The sequence below is a fragment of the Streptomyces sp. NRRL WC-3618 genome (assembly GCF_001280005.1).
Classification (GTDB): Bacteria; Actinomycetota; Actinomycetes; order Streptomycetales; family Streptomycetaceae; genus Streptomyces.
Window position 1 is genome coordinate 1 of record NZ_LGDW01000177.1, and the last position, 18,292, is coordinate 18,292.

Genomic DNA, 18,292 nt, shown 5'->3' on the forward strand with positions numbered 1-18,292 from the left:
CCCCACAACAGGCGCCCCCTCCCCCACTCCCCGCACGATGCCAGTGGAGGCCCGCCGACCGGCGCGGCCCGTACGGTCTGCGCTCTCGGGAGGATCTGCCATGACCGTCAGTCTGGAACAGATGCGCCGCTGCCATTTCGCCGTCGACCTCGGGGCCGCGCGGACCCGCGTCTACGTCAAGGGTGCCGGGATCGTCGTCGACCAGCCGTCCGTCGCCGCCGTCAACACCAGGACCGGTGCGCTGATCGCGGTCGGGGAGTTCGCCGAGAAGATGACGGGACGTACGCCCCACTACATCCGGGTCGTGCGGCCCGTGTCCGGAGGGACCGTCGTCGACATCGAGATGGCGCAGCGCATGCTGCGGGCCCTGATCGGCGACAAGGTGCGCCGGACGCTGCGCCGCAAACCCTTCCTGCGGGCCGCCGCCTGCTACCCGCACGACGCCGACCCGCTCGCGCAGCGCGCGGCCATCGAGACGCTCGTCGGGCTCGGTGCGCGGCGCGTCGAGCTTGTCGACACGCTCGTCGCCGCCGCCGTGGGCTGCGGACTGCCCGTCGAACGGCCCGAGGCGACCATGGTCATGGTGTGCGGCGCCGCCGCCACCCAGCTCGCCGTTCTCTCCCTCGGCTCGATCGTGACCGCCGAGCGGATCCCGGTCGGGGGCGAGGCCGTCGACCACGCGATCGTGCAGCACCTGCGCCACCAGCACGAGCTGATGCTGCCCAGCCAGTCCGTACGACCGCTGCAGCTCGCCCTCTCCGGCAACGGGCTCACCGCGCACGGCCCGTCGTCCACCGAGATCCACGGACGGGACGTCGCCACCGGCCTCGCCCGCTCCGTCCAGGTCGACACCGCCGCCGTGCGCGACGCCATCCAGACGCCGCTGACCGCCGTACTCGACGGGATCGGCAAGGTGCTGCGGGACTGCCCGCCCGACCTGGTGGCCGACCTCGCCGACCGCGGCATCATGATGGTCGGCGGCAGCGCGCTGCTCCCCGGGTTCGACCAGATGCTGCGGGAAGCCACGGGCATGCCGGTGCACATCGCCGAGCGGCCGGACGTGTGCGCGGTGCAGGGCCTCGGGTACATGCTCGAGGGCAAGATCGAGCCGATGGTGCTGGATCCGCTGGCCACCTGAGGCCGGCCACCCGACCGGGCCCGCCCCCCGTCCTGTGCCGGAGGAGACGCCTCCGCCCCTTCCCCCACTGCCGCCCCGTCTCAAGGCCGTGCTCGGCATCGGTACCGATCTCGAACTGCGCACCACCCTCCAGCACATCGTGGACGGCGCGGCCGAGTTGACCGGCGCCCGGTACGCGGGACTCGGGATGACCGACCCCGGACAGGACGGCCTTGTGGAGATCCGCAAGGCCGATCTGGGGCGCGCCGAACGCGCGGGCATCCCCGTCATCGGCGTACCGATCCTCGTTTCGAAGAAAGGGCGAGCAGAAGAGGCGGGCACCGAGGAGGAGTTCGGGCGGCTGTACCTCGCCGAGAAGCCCGCTTCACCGGCGCCGTCGAACACCGGGTCCCCTCCCCCGTCGCCGCCCAGCTCCTCATCGCCCTGCGCCGCACGCTCGCCGACGCCGTACGCCGCCCCGGTGTCACCCGCGTCGAGATCACCGTCGACGCGACGACGGCCCTGCCGGACGGCCGCGACGCCGTACGCCTGACGGTCTACGACGATGGCGACAGCCGGGGCGCCACAACGGGCGCAGGCCCGGGCACGACGGCGATCTGGCAGGCACCGCTCGGAGACGGCACCCTGTAGGGAGGTCACGGACCGTGGACGGCGGAGGGCATCCAGTGACGGACATCGACACGCGCGAGGGCACACGCGTCGGCACGGGCAGGGACACCGGCATGGGCACGCGCCTCGGGTCGCGCGTCCGCACGCGCGTCGGCGTGACCGGGCACCGCTCGATCCCCGCCGCCGTCCTGCCGTCCGTACGCACGGGCATCCGGCGGCAGTTACGGCGCGACGAGGAACTGGAGGCGCTGAGCAGCCTCGCGGCCGGGGCCGACCAGTTGTTCGCCGACCTCGCCCTGGACCTCGGCATCCCCGTCACGGCGGTGATCCCCGGTATGGACTACGAGGCCCACCTCGGCGACGCGGACACCCGGGCCGCGTACCGACGCCTCCTCGGCTCCTGCACCCGCGTGAACCTGCCCGTCGAGGCGACACCCGAGGAGGCCTACTTCGCGGCGGGCCGCTGGATCGTCGACCACGCGGACCGGCTGGTGGCGGTGTGGGACGGGCAGCCCGCGCGGGGGCTCGGCGGCACCGGGGACATCGTGGCGTACGCCCGGCGCACGGGGGTTCCGGTGACGGTGCTGTGGCGGCCGGGGGTACTGCGCACGTGACTTGGGGACACCGCCTCAGCTCCCGAACCGGACGACCCAGTCGGTGTACTGCGGCGAGACCAGCCGTTCGGCGTCCTTCACCGCCTGCGCCCAGCCCGACTCGGTCACCGTCGTGGACATCGTGACCCGCAGCATCTCGAGGTCCTGCTTCACCAGGGCGTACGCGTACGCCAGCGGCCGGTGCCGCCGCACCTCCTGCCAGGCCACACCGGCCGCGGCGGCGGCACTGAACAGCCCGGTGAAGTCCCAGCCGCCGATCAGCCCGACGGCCCTGAGCACGGCGGCGAGCAGCGCGAGCAGGGTCAGCACGGCGGTGACGGAGGACCACTGGACGGAGGCCCGATGGGTCTGCGCCGCCTTGTTGCGATGCCAGACGAACTGTTCGAGGAGCCGGTCGCGGAGATAGATGTCCCGCCGCGCCTCGAAGGGCTTGGCACGTACGGCGCGCATGGCGGGGGTGATCTGCGCCGCCCCACGGCCCCGGACCCCGTCGCGGGGGTCGACCCACCCCACCTTCCTCAGTTCCGCGAGCCGCCCTTCGAGCCGCTCCCCGAACAGCCCGTCGGGATCCACAACGCCGGAGTGGAAGGGCCCACCGTGCACCATGTACTGCCAGGCCAGCGACTTGAGCAACTCGGCGACATCCCGGTGCGCCCGCCAGTGGGCGCGGGCGCGGCGGCGGGCGATGCGCAGGCCGATACCGATGGTGAGCGCGTACAGCAGGGCGGCCAGTGCGGCCAGGACATGGCTGTCGAGGCGTTCGGCGAACATGGCGGCCCCGGTGGCGAACAGCAGGGTGACGAGCTGGGTACGGACAGCGCGAAACGACTCCCCCTGCCGGGCCAGCGCCGACCGGTCGCTGTCATGGAACAACCGTGGCAGATCCCGCTCACTCACCGTCGTACTGGGTCCCGGCATCACACCCGACATGGCCCACCCCCGGTCCAGCCAGTATCCGACCGGCGCACGCACGGCACCAGCCCCGCGCGCAAGGTCCGCGCGGAGCAACCGATTCCCGGGGCTCGGCACGCAACTGGGGGCCGCCGTCCGAAGACTCGCTCGGTTCGGCGGTCATGATGTTGAGCGAAATGCCCCAGAGGGCGGCTGTCGACGCAGCGTTCGGACCATGTTCGGTTGCCGATCTTCAGCTGGTAGCTCGGGATCTGCCCCTGTCAGCGGAGATGTGGAGCCTGTACAGGGTGGCCGGCCCCCTCGACACCCCGGGCAGGGATCTGACGCACTACCAGTCCTGCCACCGCCGGCATGGCCACGATGGGCACCGTCTGGACGAGTGGCCGGACGAGTGGGTGGTCATCGCGGACCACTCGGCAGATCCGTTCATTGCGGACACGGCGACTGCGGGTACCCGTGTCGGCATCGCGATCCACGGTGCGGGCTCATGGAAGCCGTACTGGGTTGCGCCCACGCCGGCCGACTTCGTCACCCTGCTGACCTGCTTCACCGAGGCCTACGTCGTGGAGAGAGCCAATCGTTCCGACGACGAGGACGACTACGAGATCTGGCCGCCCGCGTATCACGAACGACTCGCCGCGCTCCTGCGCGACCACGCGCCGGGCGTCGATGCCGCAACGTTTCTGGATTACCTGCGTCAGTAGATCAATTGGGACCGGCCGGTCCATGAGCTCGGACAAGGGCCGTAGCGGGGTATGAGCGGCGCGGCCCCGGGTATGGGCAGGGACGGCCGGTGCGAGATCCCACCGGAACCTCCCCGAACCGTCCCCTTGCCCCCGCCTGGCACACTGGCCGGACCCGGAGAAGGAGAGAACCGCATGTCGATGGTCGGCAGCCTGCGTAAAGTGGCCCGCCTTGCTCGGCGTGGGCGGCGGCGGGTGGATCTCAGTCATCCCGCCCGCTCGCCGCTCGGCACGACCGTCGTCAACTGCGTCATCTACCGCGAGGGTGTGCGCCGGCCCACCGCCCCCACCATCGAGGAGGCCGTCGCCCGCGTGCGCAAGCACGACCGGGGCTTCGTCTGGCTCGGGCTGCACGAACCCTCCGAGACGGAGTTCGCCCGCGTCGCCGCACTGTTCGGGCTGCACCCGCTCGCCGTCGAGGACGCCGTCCAGGCCCATCAGCGGCCCAAGGTGGAGCGGTACGGCGATGTCCTGTTCGCCGTGTTCAAGACGGTCTGCTACGTCGAGCACGAGGAGCTCACCGCGACCAGCGAGGTCGTCACCACCGGCGAGATCATGGTCTTCGCCGGCCCCGACTTCGTCGTCACCGTCCGGCACGGCCGGCACGGCTCCCTGGGGCCCCTGCGCGAGGACCTGGAGGGGGACCCGGAGCAGCTCCGCAAGGGTCCGGCCGCGGTGCTGCACGCCATCGCCGACCACGTCGTCGACGACTACCTGAACGTCACGGACTCCTTCCAGGACGACCTGGACCAGGTGGAGTCGGACGTCTTCTCCCCGCAGAGCCCGCGCACCGCCGACGCCGGCCGTATCTACCAGCTCAAGCGCGAACTCCTTGAGCTGAAGCGGGCGGTGGTGCCGCTCGGCCGTCCCCTCCAGCAGCTGGCCACCGAGCCGATGCCCGCCGTCGAGCCGTCGATACAGGCCTACTTCCGGGACGTATCCGACCATCTGATCCGGGCGACCGAGCAGATCCACGCCTTCGACGCCCTGCTCGACTCGATCCTCCAGGCCCACCTCGCGCAGGTCACCGTCGGCCAGAACGAGGACATGCGGAAGATCACGGCGTGGGCCGCGATCGTCGCCGTACCGACGATGGTCTGCGGGATCTACGGCATGAATTTCCAGCACATGCCCGAACTGCACTGGCGCTACGGCTACCCGCTCGTCCTGTCCGTCATCGGCGCCGCCTGCTTCTTCGTCCACCGCGGTTTCAAGCGCAACGGCTGGCTGTGAACGTGACCCCTTGCCCGTCCGTACCTTCTGGCGAGTCGTACGTCCGCCGTACCGCCCGACCTGGAGCAGCTCCGTGTCCCAGCAGCACCCCCAGCGATCGTCCTCCCGCAGGGGCGTCGCCCTCGCCGCGCTCCTGACGGCCGTCGCCCTCCCCCTGGCCACGGCCTGTACGTCGGACACGCGCCCGGACACCGGGAAGAAGGCGTCGGAGTCCATGCCGCCCGCTCCGGTGGCCGCCGTGGTCGCGCCGGCCAAGGTCGAGGTGATCGCCAAGCTGACGGGCTGCGAGGTGACGATCCGCACCGACGCGGAGGAGCTGCGCGAGGGTGTCTGCCACACCGCCGACGGCGACTACCTGATCACGACGTTCCCTCAGGAGAGGTACAAGCGCATCTGGCTGGACAGCGCGGCCGTCTACGGCGGCAGGTACCTGGTCGGCAACAAGTGGGTCATCACCGCGCCCCCGAAGCTCCAGGAGTCGCTGCGCCAGAAGGTCGGCGGCTCGTTCGAGGATCTGAACGACCACAGCGCCCAGAGCTAGGCCCTGTTTCCCGTAGGCTCCGGCTGCGGCTTGTAGCCGCTGATGACGTACGACTCCTCGTCGTCGACCGTGTTCTTCTCCGGGTCCAGGGTGATCCGTACGGGGTGCCCGTCGGGCGCGTACTCCGCCTCCGCCGTGTCCGCGCCCTCCTCGCGCGCCCGGGCCAGTTCGCCCAGCAGCCCCTTGATGGTGGGCACGTCCTCGGGCGCGCGCTCCACGGCGCCCCGCGCGCTCTCGTCGAGCCCGACGGCCTTGGCCACCTTGCCGTCCCGGACCGTCACGCGGAACGTGCCGAGCAGGCTGCGCTCCCCCTCGCTCGACGTCAACGTGTAGACGTACGAGGCGGGTTCCTTCCAGGACTCCCCGAACGACGAGAACGAGGACGAGGGGGTGGGCGAGGGCGTCGACGAGCCCTGTCCCGAGGACCCGGAATCCGCACAGCCGGCAGCCGCGCACATCAGCCCCCCGGCCAGCACGACGGACGACAGCAATCGGACCGAAGCCATGGTGATCCCCCTGAACAAGCGAACGAGTGAATGAGTGAACGAGTACCGGCTGATGCGCGTGGGGCGTGTCCGCCGGACACGCCCCACCCGGTACGACGCGGCTGCGTCGGAAAACGTTCACCCGCCGGAGCCGGAAGCGCACTCCAATGATCTCGGGAGGGCACGTCATTCGCCCGCGGCGTCCTCGGCCTCCCAGCGCAGCAGGTCGCCCGGCTGGCATTCGAGCACCTCGCAGAGCGCGGCGAGCGTCGCGAAGCGCACCGCCTTGGCGCGGCCGTTCTTGAGTACCGCCAGGTTGGCGGGAGTGATCCCCACGCGCTCCGCGAGCTCACCCACGGACATCTTCCGCCGGGCCAGCATCACGTCGATGTCGACGGCGATCGCCATCAGATCACCTCGGCCAACTCGGCTTGCATCTGGGCCGCTTCGACGTCGCGCGCGACCGCCTGGGCGAGCAGCATCCGCAGTACGAGCACGATGAGCGCGACACCCAGGATGGCCAGGCCGACCCCGCCCATGATGACGGTGACGCCCGGGTCCTCCCGCTGGCCCGGCGCGTTGAGGGCCGTGACCGTGAACCACAGGAGGGCGGCCGCCACGATCGCGCCGATCACACCGTCCACGTACCGGAAGGCGGCGTGGGAGAACACGGTTCCGCGTCGCACCATCGTCACCAGCCGCCCCACGCAGACCACGGCGATCTGCGCCGACGCCATGCCCAGGATCGTGATCACGCGCAGCGCGGTCAGGGGCAGCGACCCGTCCTCCGGGTCGTTCCCGCTGACCAGCGTCCACAGCATCAACGCCTGCACGAGCACGGTGCCGACGAACACCACCACGAGCAGGGCGCTCAGCGCACGCACGGTCAGCTTTCCCATGACCCACCCGCCTTTCCCCATCACCCCATCGAATCGCGATGGGAATCTATCGAGACTCGATAGGTTACGCAAGGGGTGGGGACGGCGTCGGACACCCGCACGACGCCCTGACGACCAGGCGGGACGGGAAGCGCCTGGCGCGGTCCGCGCCGCCCGGTGTCATCGCGGCCGGTTGCGGGTCGAGGGCGATGTCCACGGCCGTACGGGCCATCGCCTCGCGGTCGGAGGCGACTGTCGTCAGCGGCGGGTCGGTCATCGCCGCCTCCTTGACGTCGTCGAAGCCCACCACCGCGAGGTCGCCCGGTACGTCGACGCCCAGTTCACGGGCCGCCCGCAGCAGGCCGATGGCCTGGTCGTCGGTCGAGCAGAACACGGCGGTCGGCCGGGCGGGGGCGGCGAGCAGGCGCAGGGCTGCCTCGTAGGTGTCGTACCGGTTGTAGGGGGCGCGCAGCAGGAGCCCCTCCGTGGGGCGGCCGGCGTCCGCCATCGCCTTGCGCCAGCCCTCGACATGGTCGGCGACGGGACCGCCGGCCAGGGAACCCGACTCCGGCCCGCCGACGCAGGCCACGGCGGTGTGACCGTGCCCAAGGAGGTGCCGGGTGGCGAGCCGGGCACCCTCGACGTCGTCCGTGACGACGGCGAACTTCCGTAGGGACGCGGACCGTTCATGCATCAGCACGACCCGGGTGTCCATCGTGTCGAGCTCGGCGGCGATACGGTCGCCGAGCCCCAGTCCGACCAGGATCAGCGCCGACACTCGCATCCCCAAAAAGGCGTGCAGGTAACAGAGTTCGCGCTTCTCCTGGTAATCGGAGTTGCCGACGAGCACCATTTTTCCGCGATCGGCGGCGGCACGTTCCAACGCGTGGGTGATTTCTCCGAAATACGGCTGCCGGGCGTCCGGAACGATCAGCCCCAGCAGGTCCGTACGACGGCTGGCCATGGCCTGGGCCACCCGGTCGGGCCGGTATCCGAGTTCTCTGACGGCTTCGAGAACGCGTCTGCGTTTCTCCGCGGAAACCGGACGGGGGCCGTTGTTGACGACGTAACTGACAACCGCGCTGGAAGTTCCGGCGAGCCTGGCGACGTCGTCCCGTGTCACCTTTGTCACCGTGCGAGTCTACGGGCGTCAAATAGCCCTCAAACATGGGGCGTTGGCTTTCGGCCAGGCCGGCGCGAGGTGTGGCGTACCGGCGTGGCGCACGGGCGTGGCCGGCATCCGGCGGACGTGTTACCTGTCGGAAACCTTGACGATCCCCGAGGCGGGTGCCACGATTCCGGCGCTGCGATGTTTACGTAAACATCGCGCTCCCCTCGGACTCTGTCCGGCATGCGAAAGGGCAAGTTGATGCGCAACGTCCTCGGCGGCGATCGCCCCTCTCACCGGCTGCGCGCCGCCCTCGTGGCGCTCGCGATCGCCGCGACCAGCGGTACGGCGGTAGCCGCCAGTCCCGCATCCGCCTCCACCCCTGCCCCGGCCCCGGCCCCGGCCTTCGCCCACGGCGCGCCGGGCAAGGACACGACCCAGTTCAAGGGTGTCAACTGGGCCGACCCGCGCGACAACTTCGCCGACGACCTGCTTCAGCTGTCCGGCCTGTCGACCCACGACAGCTACCGCCAGACCTACAACAAGGCGAGCCGGATCATCTCGGCGTTCCGCGCGAACCTCGGCGCCAACACCGTGCGGCTGCCGATCAACCCGTACACGGTCAACGGCTCCTACTGGAAGTCGTACCGCGGGGTCATCGACGCGGCGTCCGACAAGGGCTTCAAGGTGATCGTCTCCTACTGGGAGGGCACCGGCGCCCAGAAGGACGGCTTCATCGACGACACGGCCACCTACTGGCCCATGTGGAACAGGGTCGTCAAGGCCTACAACAAGGACAGCCACGTCTACTTCGAGCCGATGAACGAGCCCCACGGCTACACCGACACCCAGTGGGCCGACATCGCGGCGAAGTGGCTCGCGACCTACAAGTCCGTGCCGCGCAAGCAGGTGTTCGTCAGCGGCGCCGGCTACAACGACCACGTCACGTCCGTCTGCGCCGACCCGCGCCTGAGGGGCACCTACCTGTCGCTGCACCACTACGGCTTCTGGAAGGACTACGCGACCTACGACCAGTGGGTGGCCGACCTGAAGGTGCGCATCGGCAAGTGCGCCAACCGGACCGTCGCGGACGAGTTCGGGGCCTTCATGACCACGGGCCTCGACTACAACAAGAAGACCCCCGACAACAACTTCATCAACTACATGCAGGCCGTCACCGACACCTTCCGCGAGCTGCGGATGGGCTCTGTGTACTGGCCCGGCCTGCGCACCGACGACATGTACTCGATCCAGACCCTGACGGGCACCACCGACCGCCCCTGGCTGGCCACCACCAACCAGTCCGGCGCCGACCGTCTCGCCTGGGGCTGGGGCCGGGGCAAGCCGGTCAAGGGCTGAGGTTCACGGCTGAGGTGCACGGCTGACGTTCAGCAGGTCCTGAGGTCCTGACGCGGCGGTCTTCCGCGCCGAGAGCCAGGCAGTCACACCCCCGGTCACCCGGGAGTGTGACTGCCTGGCTCGTGACTCAGTTCCAGGGGTTCGCGGGCTGGTCGTTGATGGTCGCCCAGAAGCGCGTGTTCCCAGGGACGTAGCCGTGGGCCCAGAACGACCAGCCGCCGCTCGACTCCAGGTTGCTGCCGTAGCGGCCGTCATGGAACTCGGCCACGCGCCAGCCGGTTCCGTAGTACTGGACGCAGAGGTTGTTCGCGACGGAGAGGCTGGTCAGCGCTTTGCCCTGGACCGGGGGCGTGGCGGCGACGGTGCCGCGAGCCCAGCCCGCGTAGAAGTCCGGGGTGATCCCGCTGGGTACGGCGCTGCCGGTGACTCGCAGGCACAGCAGCGGCAGCGTGGCGGTGGCCGGGGTGTCGCCGTTGTACGGATCGGTCGCGGAGTCCGCCCCCACCCTGACGGTGCCGTTCGCGGCTCCCCCGGCGAGTACGGTCCAGGTCATCCCTGACGCGATGGCGGAGGGTGCAGCCTGGGCAGGGGTGGCGGACGGGGCAGCCTGGGCGGGGGTGGCGGACGGGGCAGCCTGGGCGGGGGTGACGGCTGTCGGCAGCAGGGCGAGCGAGGCGGCGGCGGAGAGGCCGACGATGCCCTGGCGCAGGAACTTCCTCATGGTGCTCCTTCTGGCAGGCGCGACGAATGAGTGTGCCGGTCGGTGGTGCGGGGCCCCGGGCCGGAGCCCGAATCAGCATCCGGCACACACACGAGTCCGTCACGAATCCTTCACATTCATGGCGACATGCAGTCGCAGATCGGCTTGAATGGCCACTCTCGTCCCATCGAGAACGCGGCCCGCTGCTGCCCCGCCCCGCCCCACCCCGCCCCAGCACAGCCGGGCTCACGTAGGTTCGAGGCCATGACGAACCTACGGATCGGCGTGATGTACGACCGCGACTGGGCCCCGGAAGGGCTGCCCGGCTTCGCGCGGCAGGCCGAGGCACTCGGCGTGGACGATCTGTGGGTGGTCGAGGACCTCGGCTGGAACGGCGGCGTGTCGGCGGCCGCCGTGGCGCTGGGCGCGACGGAGCGGCTGCGGGTGGGCATCGGGATCACACCGGCTCCGTTGCGCAGCCCGGCGCTGCTCGCGATGGAACTCGCCACGCTGGCCCGGGTGTTCCCGGGCCGGCTGGTGGCCGGGATAGGTCATGGGGTGCGAGAGTGGATGACCTCGGTCGGCGTCGCGCCCCGTTCACCGCTGGCCCTGCTGGAGGAGACGATCACCTCCGTACGTGCCCTGCTGCGCGGGGAGCGGGTCGAGCTGGAGGGGCGTGAAGTGCGCCTGGACGGCGTCCAGTTGGTGCACCCGCCCACCGAACCGCCGCCCGTGGTCGCGGGGGTGGTGCGAGCCCGCTCGCTGGAGCTGTCCGGCCGGGTCGCGGACGGCACCCTGATCGCCGAAGGGCACGGCCCGCGCGACCTGGAGCACACCCGGGCGCTGACCGCGAAGGGCGGCGCCGGTCCCGAACACACCCTGACGGTGCTGGCCTTCGCCTGCGTGGGCGACGACCCCGGCGAGGTCGCACGGACCCTGCACCCGCACACCGAGGGCCACGGCGGCTGGCTGGGCCGCCCGCAGGAGGACGTGTTCACCGTGTCCGGCAGCGCCCCGGAGGCCGCCGAGGACATCGGCGCGCTGTCGGCGGCCGGCGCCGACACCGTCGTCCTGCGGATCGTCGGCGCCGAGCCCCTGCGTCAACTGGGGGCCGTACTGCGGGCGTTGGGCCGCTGAGCGGCCCACGCGCGCAGACGGACGGTCAGTGTGCGGCGAACTGGACGCGGGTGGGCTGTACGACCATGGCTCGTACCGGAAGCGCGTCGGTGGTCACCCGCTCCCCGTAGATGTCGCTGATCCTGATCGGGCCACCGCAGCCGGTGCCCTTCTCGGAGAGGAAGTAGTTGTAGCCGGTGCGCGCCAGCCGGACCCAGCCACTGCCCGTACGGACTTCGAGGCGCGCCACCGGATTGCGGTGACCGATCACCTGGATGGCGCACCAGTACTTGCTGGACCCGTCCTTGTAGCGGATCGAGATCGGGTCGGCCTTGGCGGGGCTCACCAGGGTCCACGTGATCGGGATCTGGCCGGTCACGGGGGCGGCGAGCTTGGCGAAAGCCTGGGGGCTGAGGTCGAGTTGACCGGGGCGGCAGGCCCCGGGGCACAGGTTGGTGATCCGGACCGTGACGGAGGCGCCGTTCGCCGCGCGGACCCGGACGTACGCCCCGCACGCCTTGGACGTCTCGTAGTCCCTGGTGTTCATCGCGGCGGTCATGACGTCGGAGCTCGGTCCGAACAGGCAGGCGCCGTTGCCGTCGGTGTCGTACCAGGTGGCGACGCCCTTGTAGGTGGTGCCGGGCTGGATCTGTCCCCCCAACGGCGCCGCACCCGAGGCCGGCCGGTCGGCGGCGGTGGCGGTGCCTCCGCCGCTCGTGACCGGGGGCTTGGGGGTCGGCTTGGGCGTGGCCTTGGGCTTGGGCTTCGGCTTGCTCTTCGAAGCCGTAGGGGTCGGGGTGGCCGTCGGGGACGGGGACCCGCCGGCCGAGGGCTTCGCCGGGGACGGCGTCGCATTCGGGGTCGTGGCCGGGGCCTTCGCCCGGACACCGGCGGCGGACGCGGCCACTTCCTGTCCGTCGGCGGCCTGGTGGTCGGGGCGGAAAGCCACGACCAGGGATATGACCAGCGCGACGGCGGCCGCGGCGGCGCAGACGAGAGCGCCCCGCAGCCGACGGGGAGATCGGCGCGGGGAACGGCGCGGGGAACGACGCTGAGATCGGGACGCCACGGCAGAGGTCCTTACCTGGTTCGGGAGTGCGTGTGTTCAGTGCGAGGCTCCGGTTGAGAAGCTTCCGGACCCCAGTCGCCGCGGCGCCCCGAAAGGTTGCCGCAGTTTCGCGAATTTCTCGGTTCGCGGCGCGGCGGGCGGCATCCGTGTCCCGTGCGCATCCCAAGAAGGAGCTGTTCCCGCAGGTCACAGGCGTATGAGCGTCCCGGCATCCCAATCCGCCGCGAGGGAATCTGCCACGGGACGCCCGCTGCCAGCATGAGCAGCGGCCGGGGATTCCCGGTCACTCACCTGAGGGAGAACACCAGATGGGACGAAGGACGCTTCTGCGGGGTCTGACCCTCGCCGTGGCAGCGGTCCTGCCCATGGTCGGGTCCATGGCGGCACAGGCGGCACCGGCCGCGGCCACCGCGGTCGCGGTCTGCGGGCACACGAGCGCGCAGCCCACACTGCGGCAGGGATCGACGGGGGACCCGGCGGTTATCGAGGCGCAGTGCCAGCTCGATCTGGCGACGAAACCGAGCCGGTACACGCCGATCGCGGCGGACGGCACGTTCGGGCCGGCGACGGAGACCCGGGTCAAGGAGTTCCAGCGGTGCGCCGGACTCGGCGTGGACGGTGTGCTCGGCCCGCAGACCTGGGCGGCGCTGAACACCTGGGCCGCCGAGCCGCACACCTGCGCGACCCAGGGCACGTCGAGCACGGCCCAGGCGACCCTGTGCGGCCACACCGACGCGCGCCCGACGCTGAAGAAGGGCGCGAAGAGCGACGAGGTCAAGGAGGTGCAGTGCCGGCTGAACCTGGCCATGGAGCCCTTCCACTACCCGCCGCTGACGATCGACGGCGACTTCGGCGGCGGTACGGAGTCCCGGGTCATCGAGCTCCAGCACTGCGCCAACCTCAGCGCCGACGGCACGGTGGGCCCCAACACCTGGGCGAAGCTGGTGGACTGGTCCAGCCGTAACGCGTACTGCACGCCACCGCGCCCCGCCGGCTACCCGATCGACGGCCTGGACACGGCCAAGTACCAGCACCCCGGCGGCGCGCCGATCGACTGGAAGGCCGTACGGGCGTCGGGGGTCGAGTTCGCGACGGTCAAGGCCACCCGGGGTCTGAACGTCACCGACGCCTTCCTCACCGCCGACCTCCAGGGAGCCAGGGCGGCGGGGCTGGCCGTCTCGCCGTACCACTTCTACACGGGCACGGCGGCGGACACGGGCGGGGCGCAGGCCGACCGGTTCATCGCCGCCGTGCGGGCGACGGGCTACACGGGGCAGCGGGCGGGCGACCTGCCGCCGGTGTTCGACCTGGAGCGCATGGACGACGGCAGCGGACGCTGCCCCACGTTCGGCACGGTGGGCGACGCCAAGGTCTGGCTCGACCGGGTGGAGGCCGCCTTCGACCGTACGCCGATCATCTACACGCAGAAGTCGTTCCTGGACGCCTGCCTCGGTTCGACCACCGCGTTCGCCCGGTATCCGCTCCAACTCGCCGACTACCGCCAGTCGATCACCCAGCCGCCGCTGCCGAACGGCTCGACGACCTGGGCGATGTGGCAGTACACCGACGCCGCGATCTTCCCGGGCGTCCAGGCTCCGGCGACCGGCGACGTGTTCAACGGCACCAAGGCGGAACTGGACCGGCTGGCCAACCGCTGACCCCGGCCCGCCTCCTCGCCGGACCCCTCACACGAACGGAGACCACCATGATCCGCAGCAAGGCGTTCGTCTCGGCCCTGTTCACCACGGCCGCGCTGCTGGGAGCGGGCGTCGCGCCCGCCGCCGCCCAGACCTCGGCCGCCGCCGTCAGCTGCAACGACGGTGCGAAGACCCTGACGTACCGCTACCAGGCGGCTGTCAAGGAGTACGGCACCTTCACCACGTCCTCGCGGTGCAGGGACATCAACATGCGGCTGAGGACGAACGATCCACGGGTGCTCCTGGACGCCTGTGTGGTGTTCGTCGACCACACGTCCAGGTGCAACAACGACGACACGTACTCCACCCACGGCACCGAGTGGGCGACCGTCGCCACCGACGTCCGGGACGGCACCCGCTTCGTCCTGCGCGTGCACGCCTACGACACCGACGCGCAGAACGTGACGTTCCAGATCTCCTACTGACGGCCGACCACAACAGAAAGACAGGACGACGATGACTTCCTTCCTCCGGCCCATCGACCGCCGCACGATGCTGCGTGGCTCACTCGCCGCCGGCGCCGGCGTGGCGTTCGGTCAGCTGCTGTTCTCCGGCACCGCACAGGCCTATTCGTGGTCGCGCACCATGAACCAGGGTGACAGCGGCGCCGACGTGACCGAGCTGCAGATCCGGGTCGCGGGCTGGGCCGCGGACAGCGCGAGCCACAGCCGGGTCGGCATCGACGGGGACTTCGGTCCCGGCACCGCCGCGGCTGTGAAGCGGTTCCAGGCCGCGTACGGTCTCACCGCCGACGGCAGCGCCGGGCCCAACACGCAGGCGAAGCTCAACGCGCTGGAGCAGTCGGACGGTTCCACGCTCCACTTCAACTGGAGTGAGTTCGTGGACCAGTCGAGCGGCAACTTCAACGGCGGCAAGGTGAGCGCGGCGACGGCGAAGGAGAACGCGCGCCGCTGCATGTACAAGCTGGAGGCGCTGCGCAAGAAGCTGGGCGACAAGCCGATCACCGTCAACTCCGGTTTCCGCAGCATCGCCCACAACGCCGAGATCGGCGGCGCCACCGACAGCCAGCACATGTACGGCACCGCGGCCGACCTCGACGTGCCCGGCGTGGCCACCAAAACCGTCTACCAGAAGGCGGAGACCTGCGGCTTCTCCGGGCTGGAGAAGTACACCGTCGACCACCAGCACGTCGACAGCAGGGCCGACCTCGGCAGGGAGTGGTGGTGGGAGAGCGGCACGATCTGACGCCGCCCGGGTGACCCGAAGCCCCGGGTCCCGGTACCGCCGTAGCGGTGCCAGGACCCGGGCCCGGGACTGGGGACTGGGGACCGGGGACTTACGGCCCGTCAATCCGCCGAATCCCCCGAGTACGCGAATCGGCCAACCCATAGCCTGCGTCATCATGATGCGCGCATGGATCTTGCCGACGTTGCTCCTGGTCAGCGGCTCGCTCATCGCGACCGCATCGGTGGTCAGGGGGGCTTTCGGCGCCGCCGTTCCCCTACTGCTGCTGTTCGTCCTGCTCGCGGGGCTGAACTCGCCGCTGGCGTTCCCACGGTCGGTCAGTGCGCTGGAGGCACAGCGCCGCAGCGCGGTCGACGGACGCCCGATCGTCTACTGGCGGGCCGGCTGCCAGTACTGCCTGCGCCTGCGGATCCGCTTGGGCCGCAGCGCCCACCAGCTGCACTGGGTCGACATCTGGCGCGACCCGGCCGGGGCGACGGCGGTGAGGGCGGCCAACGACGGCGACGAGACCGTGCCGACCGTCGTGGTCGCGGGCCGGCCGCACGTCAACCCCGATCCCGCATGGGTGCGCGCACAGCTCTCCCCGTCCACGTGAGCGGACTCCGTGCCGGAGGGACGGTGGGTATGCTCGCCGCCGCGGACGGCCGCACGGCTGCCCCCGACCAGGAGGAGCACGGTGTTCGAGTACGAGAAGGACGGCGCGGCCATCTACCGCCAGTCCTTTGCCACCATCCGCGCCGAGGCGGATCTCGCGGGTCTGCCCGCCGACGTCAGCCAGGTCGCGGTGCGGATGATCCACGCCTGCGGGATGGTCGACCTCGTGCGGGACCTGGCCTACACGCCCGCCGTCGTGACCCACGCCCGCGAGGCCTTGCGCGCCGGAGCGCCGATCTTCACCGACGTACGGATGGTGGCCAGCGGCGTGACCCCCAGGCGGCTGCCCGCCGGCAACGAGGTGCTCTGCACGCTCTCCGACCCCTCCGTGCCGGAACTGGCGGAGAAGCTGGGCACCACGCGCAGTGCCGCCGCGCTGGAGCTGTGGCGGGACCGTCTGGAGGGCGCCGTGGTGGCGGTCGGCAACGCGCCCACGGCCCTCTTCCGCCTCCTGGAGATGCTCGAGGCGGGGGCGCCCCGTCCGGCGGCCGTCATCGGCGTACCGGTCGGCTTCGTCGGCGCCGCGGAGTCCAAGGAGGCGCTGGCCACGAACCCGTACGGCCTGGAGTACCTGGTCGTGCGCGGCCGCCGCGGGGGCAGCGCCATGGCCGCCGCCGCGCTCAACGCGATCGCGAGCGAGGAAGAGGAGTAGGGGAGTTAGGGCCGGCGCCCCGGTCCGGCTCGGGCAACCGGCCCGGATACGCCCCTCAACTGACCCTGCCGAGACGGCGGGTGGTTGTCGCCGACCCTCACCCGGCCACTACCACGGGCGCACCGGCCGTGGTCGTCGGCAGCTCGCGGACCGGGACGACGCGACGCGGAGACGATGTGTCCGCAGGAGTCAGCGTGCGGGGCGCCGCAGCCGGTCCTGTTCCCCCGCCCCCTTCGGTGGGCGCGGGCCGGGCGAGGCCGCCGAGCCGCTCATCGCGCTGAGCAGCCGGGCGCCGTGCGCCGTGCGCCGGAAACACCAACCCCGCGACGACCACGCATCCGCAGGAGCGAGCGTGCGTGCGTGGCGTCGTGGCGTCGTGGCCGGTTCTATTCGGCGCCCTGTTCGGCGGGGGCCGCGAGGCCCGCCGTCCACTTCTCTTCGATGCGGGCGAACTTCCACACCAGCAGGGCCACGGCCCACGTCGCGAAGAACAGCGCGACGATGACGTAGCCGATGATGTTGAGGTCGAGGCCGGACACCCAGTCCCAGAACACGCCGTGCAGCCCCGCCTTCTCGGCGACCAGGCCCAGCAGTTCGACCGTGCCGATGATGAGCGCGACGGCGACGGACAGGCCGGTGATGGTGAGGTTGTAGTAGACCTTGCGGACCGGCTTGGAGAACGCCCAGCCGTAGGCGAAGTTCATGAACGAGCCGTCGATGGTGTCCAGCAGCGACATGCCGGCGGCGAACAGGACCGGCAGGCACAGGATCGCGTACCAGGGCAGCCCGGAGGCCGCTCCCGAGCCGGCCAGGACGAGGAGGGCGACCTCGGTGGCCGTGTCGAAACCGAGGCCGAACAGGAGACCCAGCGGGTACATCTGCCACGGCTTGGTGATCGACTTCATCAGGCGCCCGAGGAGACGGTTCATGAAGCCCCGCTTGTCCAGCTGCTCCTCCAGGGCGGCCTCGTCGAAGTGGCCGGAGCGCATCTGCCGGAAGACCTTCCAGATCCCGGCCATGATCACGAGGTTGATACCGGCGATGAGGTAGAGAAACGTCCCGGAGACGGTCGTACCGATCCACCCGGTGATGCTGTGCAGGGCGGAGTCGCCGTCGCGGACCGGGCCCGCCAGCGCCTTCACGCCCAGGGAGAGCAGGAAGGTCAGCCCGAAGACGATGCTGGAGTGGCCGAGCGAGAACCAGAAGCCGACGGACAGCGGCCGTCGCCCCTCGTTCATCAGCTTGCGGGTGGTGTTGTCGATGGCGGCGATATGGTCGGCGTCGAAGGCGTGCCGCATACCCAGGGTGTAGGCGGTGACGCCGATGCCGATGCCGAAGGTCTTGGAGCCCACGCTGTAGTGCTCGGGCGCGACGACCGCGACGAGGACGAACCAGCCGATGACGTGCAGCGCCAGGATGAACGCGGCCATCCCGCCGAGGCTCGCCCACTCCTCGCGGGTCATCGACGTACGGACGCGGTGCCATCTCGATTGATTGTTCTCAGCCACGCCATTCAGCTTGCTGCAAGTTGTTTGCAGGTAGTATTCGCATGCAGTAAAACTGGGGTCAGCATTCAGC

The 18,292-nt window shown here is 70.7% G+C and carries 21 protein-coding genes; 13 read left to right on the plus strand and 8 right to left on the minus strand.

Translation table 11 applies throughout. The annotated features are described in order from the left end of the window. The first annotated feature begins 100 nt into the window (after positions 1–100). The 3 genes from ADL01_RS17985 to ADL01_RS17995 all read left to right on the plus strand — a co-directional run bounded on the left by ADL01_RS17985 (position 101) and on the right by ADL01_RS17995 (position 2,361). On the plus strand, positions 101–1,138 hold the full coding sequence (locus tag ADL01_RS17985; RefSeq protein WP_053743025.1) for a rod shape-determining protein: 1,038 nt from the start codon (positions 101–103) through the stop codon (positions 1,136–1,138). An 88-nt stretch (positions 1,139–1,226) separates the two neighbouring features. Next, positions 1,227–1,670 carry a hypothetical protein gene (locus tag ADL01_RS47795; RefSeq protein WP_199834855.1) on the plus strand — a complete coding sequence of 148 codons (444 nt, stop codon included), beginning with the start codon at positions 1,227–1,229 and terminating at the stop codon, positions 1,668–1,670. 190 nt (positions 1,671–1,860) lie between these two features. Next, complete coding sequence (locus ADL01_RS17995) at positions 1,861–2,361, plus strand: hypothetical protein (RefSeq protein ID WP_053743092.1); 501 nt, start codon at positions 1,861–1,863, stop codon at positions 2,359–2,361. Positions 2,362–2,376: 15 nt separating this feature from the next. On the opposite strand, the gene ADL01_RS18000 is transcribed toward ADL01_RS17995, so the two are convergent. Further along, positions 2,377–3,279, minus strand: a complete 903-nt coding sequence (locus ADL01_RS18000) for a DUF4231 domain-containing protein (protein ID WP_053743093.1) — start codon at positions 3,277–3,279, stop codon at positions 2,377–2,379. A 281-nt stretch (positions 3,280–3,560) separates the two neighbouring features. Here ADL01_RS18000 and ADL01_RS18005 point away from each other — a divergent pair, with 281 nt between their 5' ends. The 3 genes from ADL01_RS18005 to ADL01_RS18015 all read left to right on the plus strand — a co-directional run bounded on the left by ADL01_RS18005 (position 3,561) and on the right by ADL01_RS18015 (position 5,790). Beyond that, positions 3,561–3,977 (plus strand): hypothetical protein, encoded by a 417-nt coding sequence (locus ADL01_RS18005; protein WP_159049562.1) that lies wholly within the window; start codon positions 3,561–3,563, stop codon positions 3,975–3,977. Positions 3,978–4,151: 174 nt separating this feature from the next. Next, on the plus strand, positions 4,152–5,249 hold the full coding sequence (locus tag ADL01_RS18010) for a magnesium and cobalt transport protein CorA (protein ID WP_053743028.1): 1,098 nt from the start codon (positions 4,152–4,154) through the stop codon (positions 5,247–5,249). 73 nt (positions 5,250–5,322) lie between these two features. Then, positions 5,323–5,790, plus strand: a complete 468-nt coding sequence (locus ADL01_RS18015; RefSeq protein ID WP_053743029.1) for a hypothetical protein — start codon at positions 5,323–5,325, stop codon at positions 5,788–5,790. On the opposite strand, the gene ADL01_RS18020 is transcribed toward ADL01_RS18015, so the two are convergent. From ADL01_RS18020 to ADL01_RS18035, 4 genes are all read right to left on the minus strand, one after another. Then, positions 5,787–6,296: a DUF6174 domain-containing protein gene (locus ADL01_RS18020; RefSeq protein WP_053743030.1), complete on the minus strand. Its 510-nt coding sequence runs from the start codon at positions 6,294–6,296 to the stop codon at positions 5,787–5,789. The two genes, ADL01_RS18015 and ADL01_RS18020, sit on opposite strands and share 4 nt — an antisense overlap. Positions 6,297–6,461: 165 nt before the next feature. Continuing rightward, a complete protein-coding gene (locus ADL01_RS18025) occupies positions 6,462–6,683 on the minus strand; it encodes a helix-turn-helix domain-containing protein (protein ID WP_053743031.1) in 222 nt (73 codons plus the stop codon). Next, complete coding sequence (locus tag ADL01_RS18030; RefSeq protein WP_053743032.1) at positions 6,683–7,174, minus strand: DUF2975 domain-containing protein; 492 nt, start codon at positions 7,172–7,174, stop codon at positions 6,683–6,685. Before ADL01_RS18030 ends, ADL01_RS18025 begins: the two co-directional genes overlap by 1 nt. A 64-nt stretch (positions 7,175–7,238) precedes the next feature. Beyond that, positions 7,239–8,285, minus strand: a complete 1,047-nt coding sequence (locus ADL01_RS18035; protein ID WP_053743033.1) for a LacI family DNA-binding transcriptional regulator — start codon at positions 8,283–8,285, stop codon at positions 7,239–7,241. Positions 8,286–8,504: 219 nt separating this feature from the next. Here ADL01_RS18035 and ADL01_RS18040 point away from each other — a divergent pair, with 219 nt between their 5' ends. Continuing rightward, complete coding sequence (locus ADL01_RS18040; protein WP_199834856.1) at positions 8,505–9,620, plus strand: glycoside hydrolase family 5 protein; 1,116 nt, start codon at positions 8,505–8,507, stop codon at positions 9,618–9,620. A 127-nt stretch (positions 9,621–9,747) separates the two neighbouring features. Here ADL01_RS18040 and ADL01_RS18045 read toward each other — a convergent pair whose 3' ends face one another. After that, a complete protein-coding gene (locus ADL01_RS18045) occupies positions 9,748–10,341 on the minus strand; it encodes a hypothetical protein (RefSeq protein WP_053743034.1) in 594 nt (197 codons plus the stop codon). Between the two features lie 243 nt (positions 10,342–10,584). Between ADL01_RS18045 and ADL01_RS18050 the strand changes: the two genes are divergently transcribed. Continuing rightward, complete coding sequence (locus ADL01_RS18050) at positions 10,585–11,457, plus strand: LLM class flavin-dependent oxidoreductase (protein ID WP_053743035.1); 873 nt, start codon at positions 10,585–10,587, stop codon at positions 11,455–11,457. A gap of 25 nt (positions 11,458–11,482) precedes the next feature. Here ADL01_RS18050 and ADL01_RS18055 read toward each other — a convergent pair whose 3' ends face one another. Further along, on the minus strand, positions 11,483–12,505 hold the full coding sequence (locus ADL01_RS18055; protein WP_053743036.1) for an expansin EXLX1 family cellulose-binding protein: 1,023 nt from the start codon (positions 12,503–12,505) through the stop codon (positions 11,483–11,485). A gap of 308 nt (positions 12,506–12,813) precedes the next feature. Between ADL01_RS18055 and ADL01_RS18060 the strand changes: the two genes are divergently transcribed. From ADL01_RS18060 to ADL01_RS18080, 5 genes are all read left to right on the plus strand, one after another. Further along, positions 12,814–14,163, plus strand: a complete 1,350-nt coding sequence (locus ADL01_RS18060; RefSeq protein WP_078960594.1) for a GH25 family lysozyme — start codon at positions 12,814–12,816, stop codon at positions 14,161–14,163. A 47-nt stretch (positions 14,164–14,210) separates the two neighbouring features. After that, positions 14,211–14,627 carry a hypothetical protein gene (locus tag ADL01_RS18065; RefSeq protein WP_053743037.1) on the plus strand — a complete coding sequence of 139 codons (417 nt, stop codon included), beginning with the start codon at positions 14,211–14,213 and terminating at the stop codon, positions 14,625–14,627. Between the two features lie 31 nt (positions 14,628–14,658). After that, positions 14,659–15,408 (plus strand): D-Ala-D-Ala carboxypeptidase family metallohydrolase, encoded by a 750-nt coding sequence (locus tag ADL01_RS47515; protein ID WP_053743038.1) that lies wholly within the window; start codon positions 14,659–14,661, stop codon positions 15,406–15,408. Between the two features lie 157 nt (positions 15,409–15,565). Beyond that, complete coding sequence (locus ADL01_RS18075) at positions 15,566–16,003, plus strand: glutaredoxin domain-containing protein (RefSeq protein WP_053743039.1); 438 nt, start codon at positions 15,566–15,568, stop codon at positions 16,001–16,003. An 81-nt stretch (positions 16,004–16,084) separates the two neighbouring features. Continuing rightward, positions 16,085–16,714 carry a precorrin-8X methylmutase gene (locus tag ADL01_RS18080; protein ID WP_053743040.1) on the plus strand — a complete coding sequence of 210 codons (630 nt, stop codon included), beginning with the start codon at positions 16,085–16,087 and terminating at the stop codon, positions 16,712–16,714. Between the two features lie 386 nt (positions 16,715–17,100). Here ADL01_RS18080 and ADL01_RS18085 read toward each other — a convergent pair whose 3' ends face one another. Further along, complete coding sequence (locus ADL01_RS18085; RefSeq protein ID WP_053743041.1) at positions 17,101–18,177, minus strand: HoxN/HupN/NixA family nickel/cobalt transporter; 1,077 nt, start codon at positions 18,175–18,177, stop codon at positions 17,101–17,103. Between the last annotated feature and the right edge of the window lie 115 nt (positions 18,178–18,292).

Excerpts from the sequence above, each read along its gene's own strand:
- ADL01_RS17995 (WP_053743092.1), top strand. The coding sequence starts at position 1,861 with ATGGGCACGCGCCTCGGGTCGCGCGTCCGCACGCGCGTCGGCGTGACC.
- ADL01_RS18050 (WP_053743035.1), top strand. The coding sequence starts at position 10,585 with ATGACGAACCTACGGATCGGCGTGATGTACGACCGCGACTGGGCCCCG.
- ADL01_RS18020 (WP_053743030.1), bottom strand. The coding sequence starts at position 6,296 with ATGGCTTCGGTCCGATTGCTGTCGTCCGTCGTGCTGGCCGGGGGGCTG.
- ADL01_RS18085 (WP_053743041.1), bottom strand. The coding sequence starts at position 18,177 with ATGACCCGCGAGGAGTGGGCGAGCCTCGGCGGGATGGCCGCGTTCATC.
- ADL01_RS18065 (WP_053743037.1), top strand. The coding sequence starts at position 14,211 with ATGATCCGCAGCAAGGCGTTCGTCTCGGCCCTGTTCACCACGGCCGCG.
- ADL01_RS18010 (WP_053743028.1), top strand. The coding sequence starts at position 4,152 with ATGTCGATGGTCGGCAGCCTGCGTAAAGTGGCCCGCCTTGCTCGGCGT.
- ADL01_RS18030 (WP_053743032.1), bottom strand. The coding sequence starts at position 7,174 with ATGGGAAAGCTGACCGTGCGTGCGCTGAGCGCCCTGCTCGTGGTGGTG.
- ADL01_RS18075 (WP_053743039.1), top strand. The coding sequence starts at position 15,566 with ATGATGCGCGCATGGATCTTGCCGACGTTGCTCCTGGTCAGCGGCTCG.
- ADL01_RS18040 (WP_199834856.1), top strand. The coding sequence starts at position 8,505 with ATGCGAAAGGGCAAGTTGATGCGCAACGTCCTCGGCGGCGATCGCCCC.
- ADL01_RS18045 (WP_053743034.1), bottom strand. The coding sequence starts at position 10,341 with ATGAGGAAGTTCCTGCGCCAGGGCATCGTCGGCCTCTCCGCCGCCGCC.
- ADL01_RS18060 (WP_078960594.1), top strand. The coding sequence starts at position 12,814 with ATGGGACGAAGGACGCTTCTGCGGGGTCTGACCCTCGCCGTGGCAGCG.
- ADL01_RS18000 (WP_053743093.1), bottom strand. The coding sequence starts at position 3,279 with ATGCCGGGACCCAGTACGACGGTGAGTGAGCGGGATCTGCCACGGTTG.
- ADL01_RS47515 (WP_053743038.1), top strand. The coding sequence starts at position 14,659 with ATGACTTCCTTCCTCCGGCCCATCGACCGCCGCACGATGCTGCGTGGC.
- ADL01_RS18025 (WP_053743031.1), bottom strand. The coding sequence starts at position 6,683 with ATGGCGATCGCCGTCGACATCGACGTGATGCTGGCCCGGCGGAAGATG.
- ADL01_RS17985 (WP_053743025.1), top strand. The coding sequence starts at position 101 with ATGACCGTCAGTCTGGAACAGATGCGCCGCTGCCATTTCGCCGTCGAC.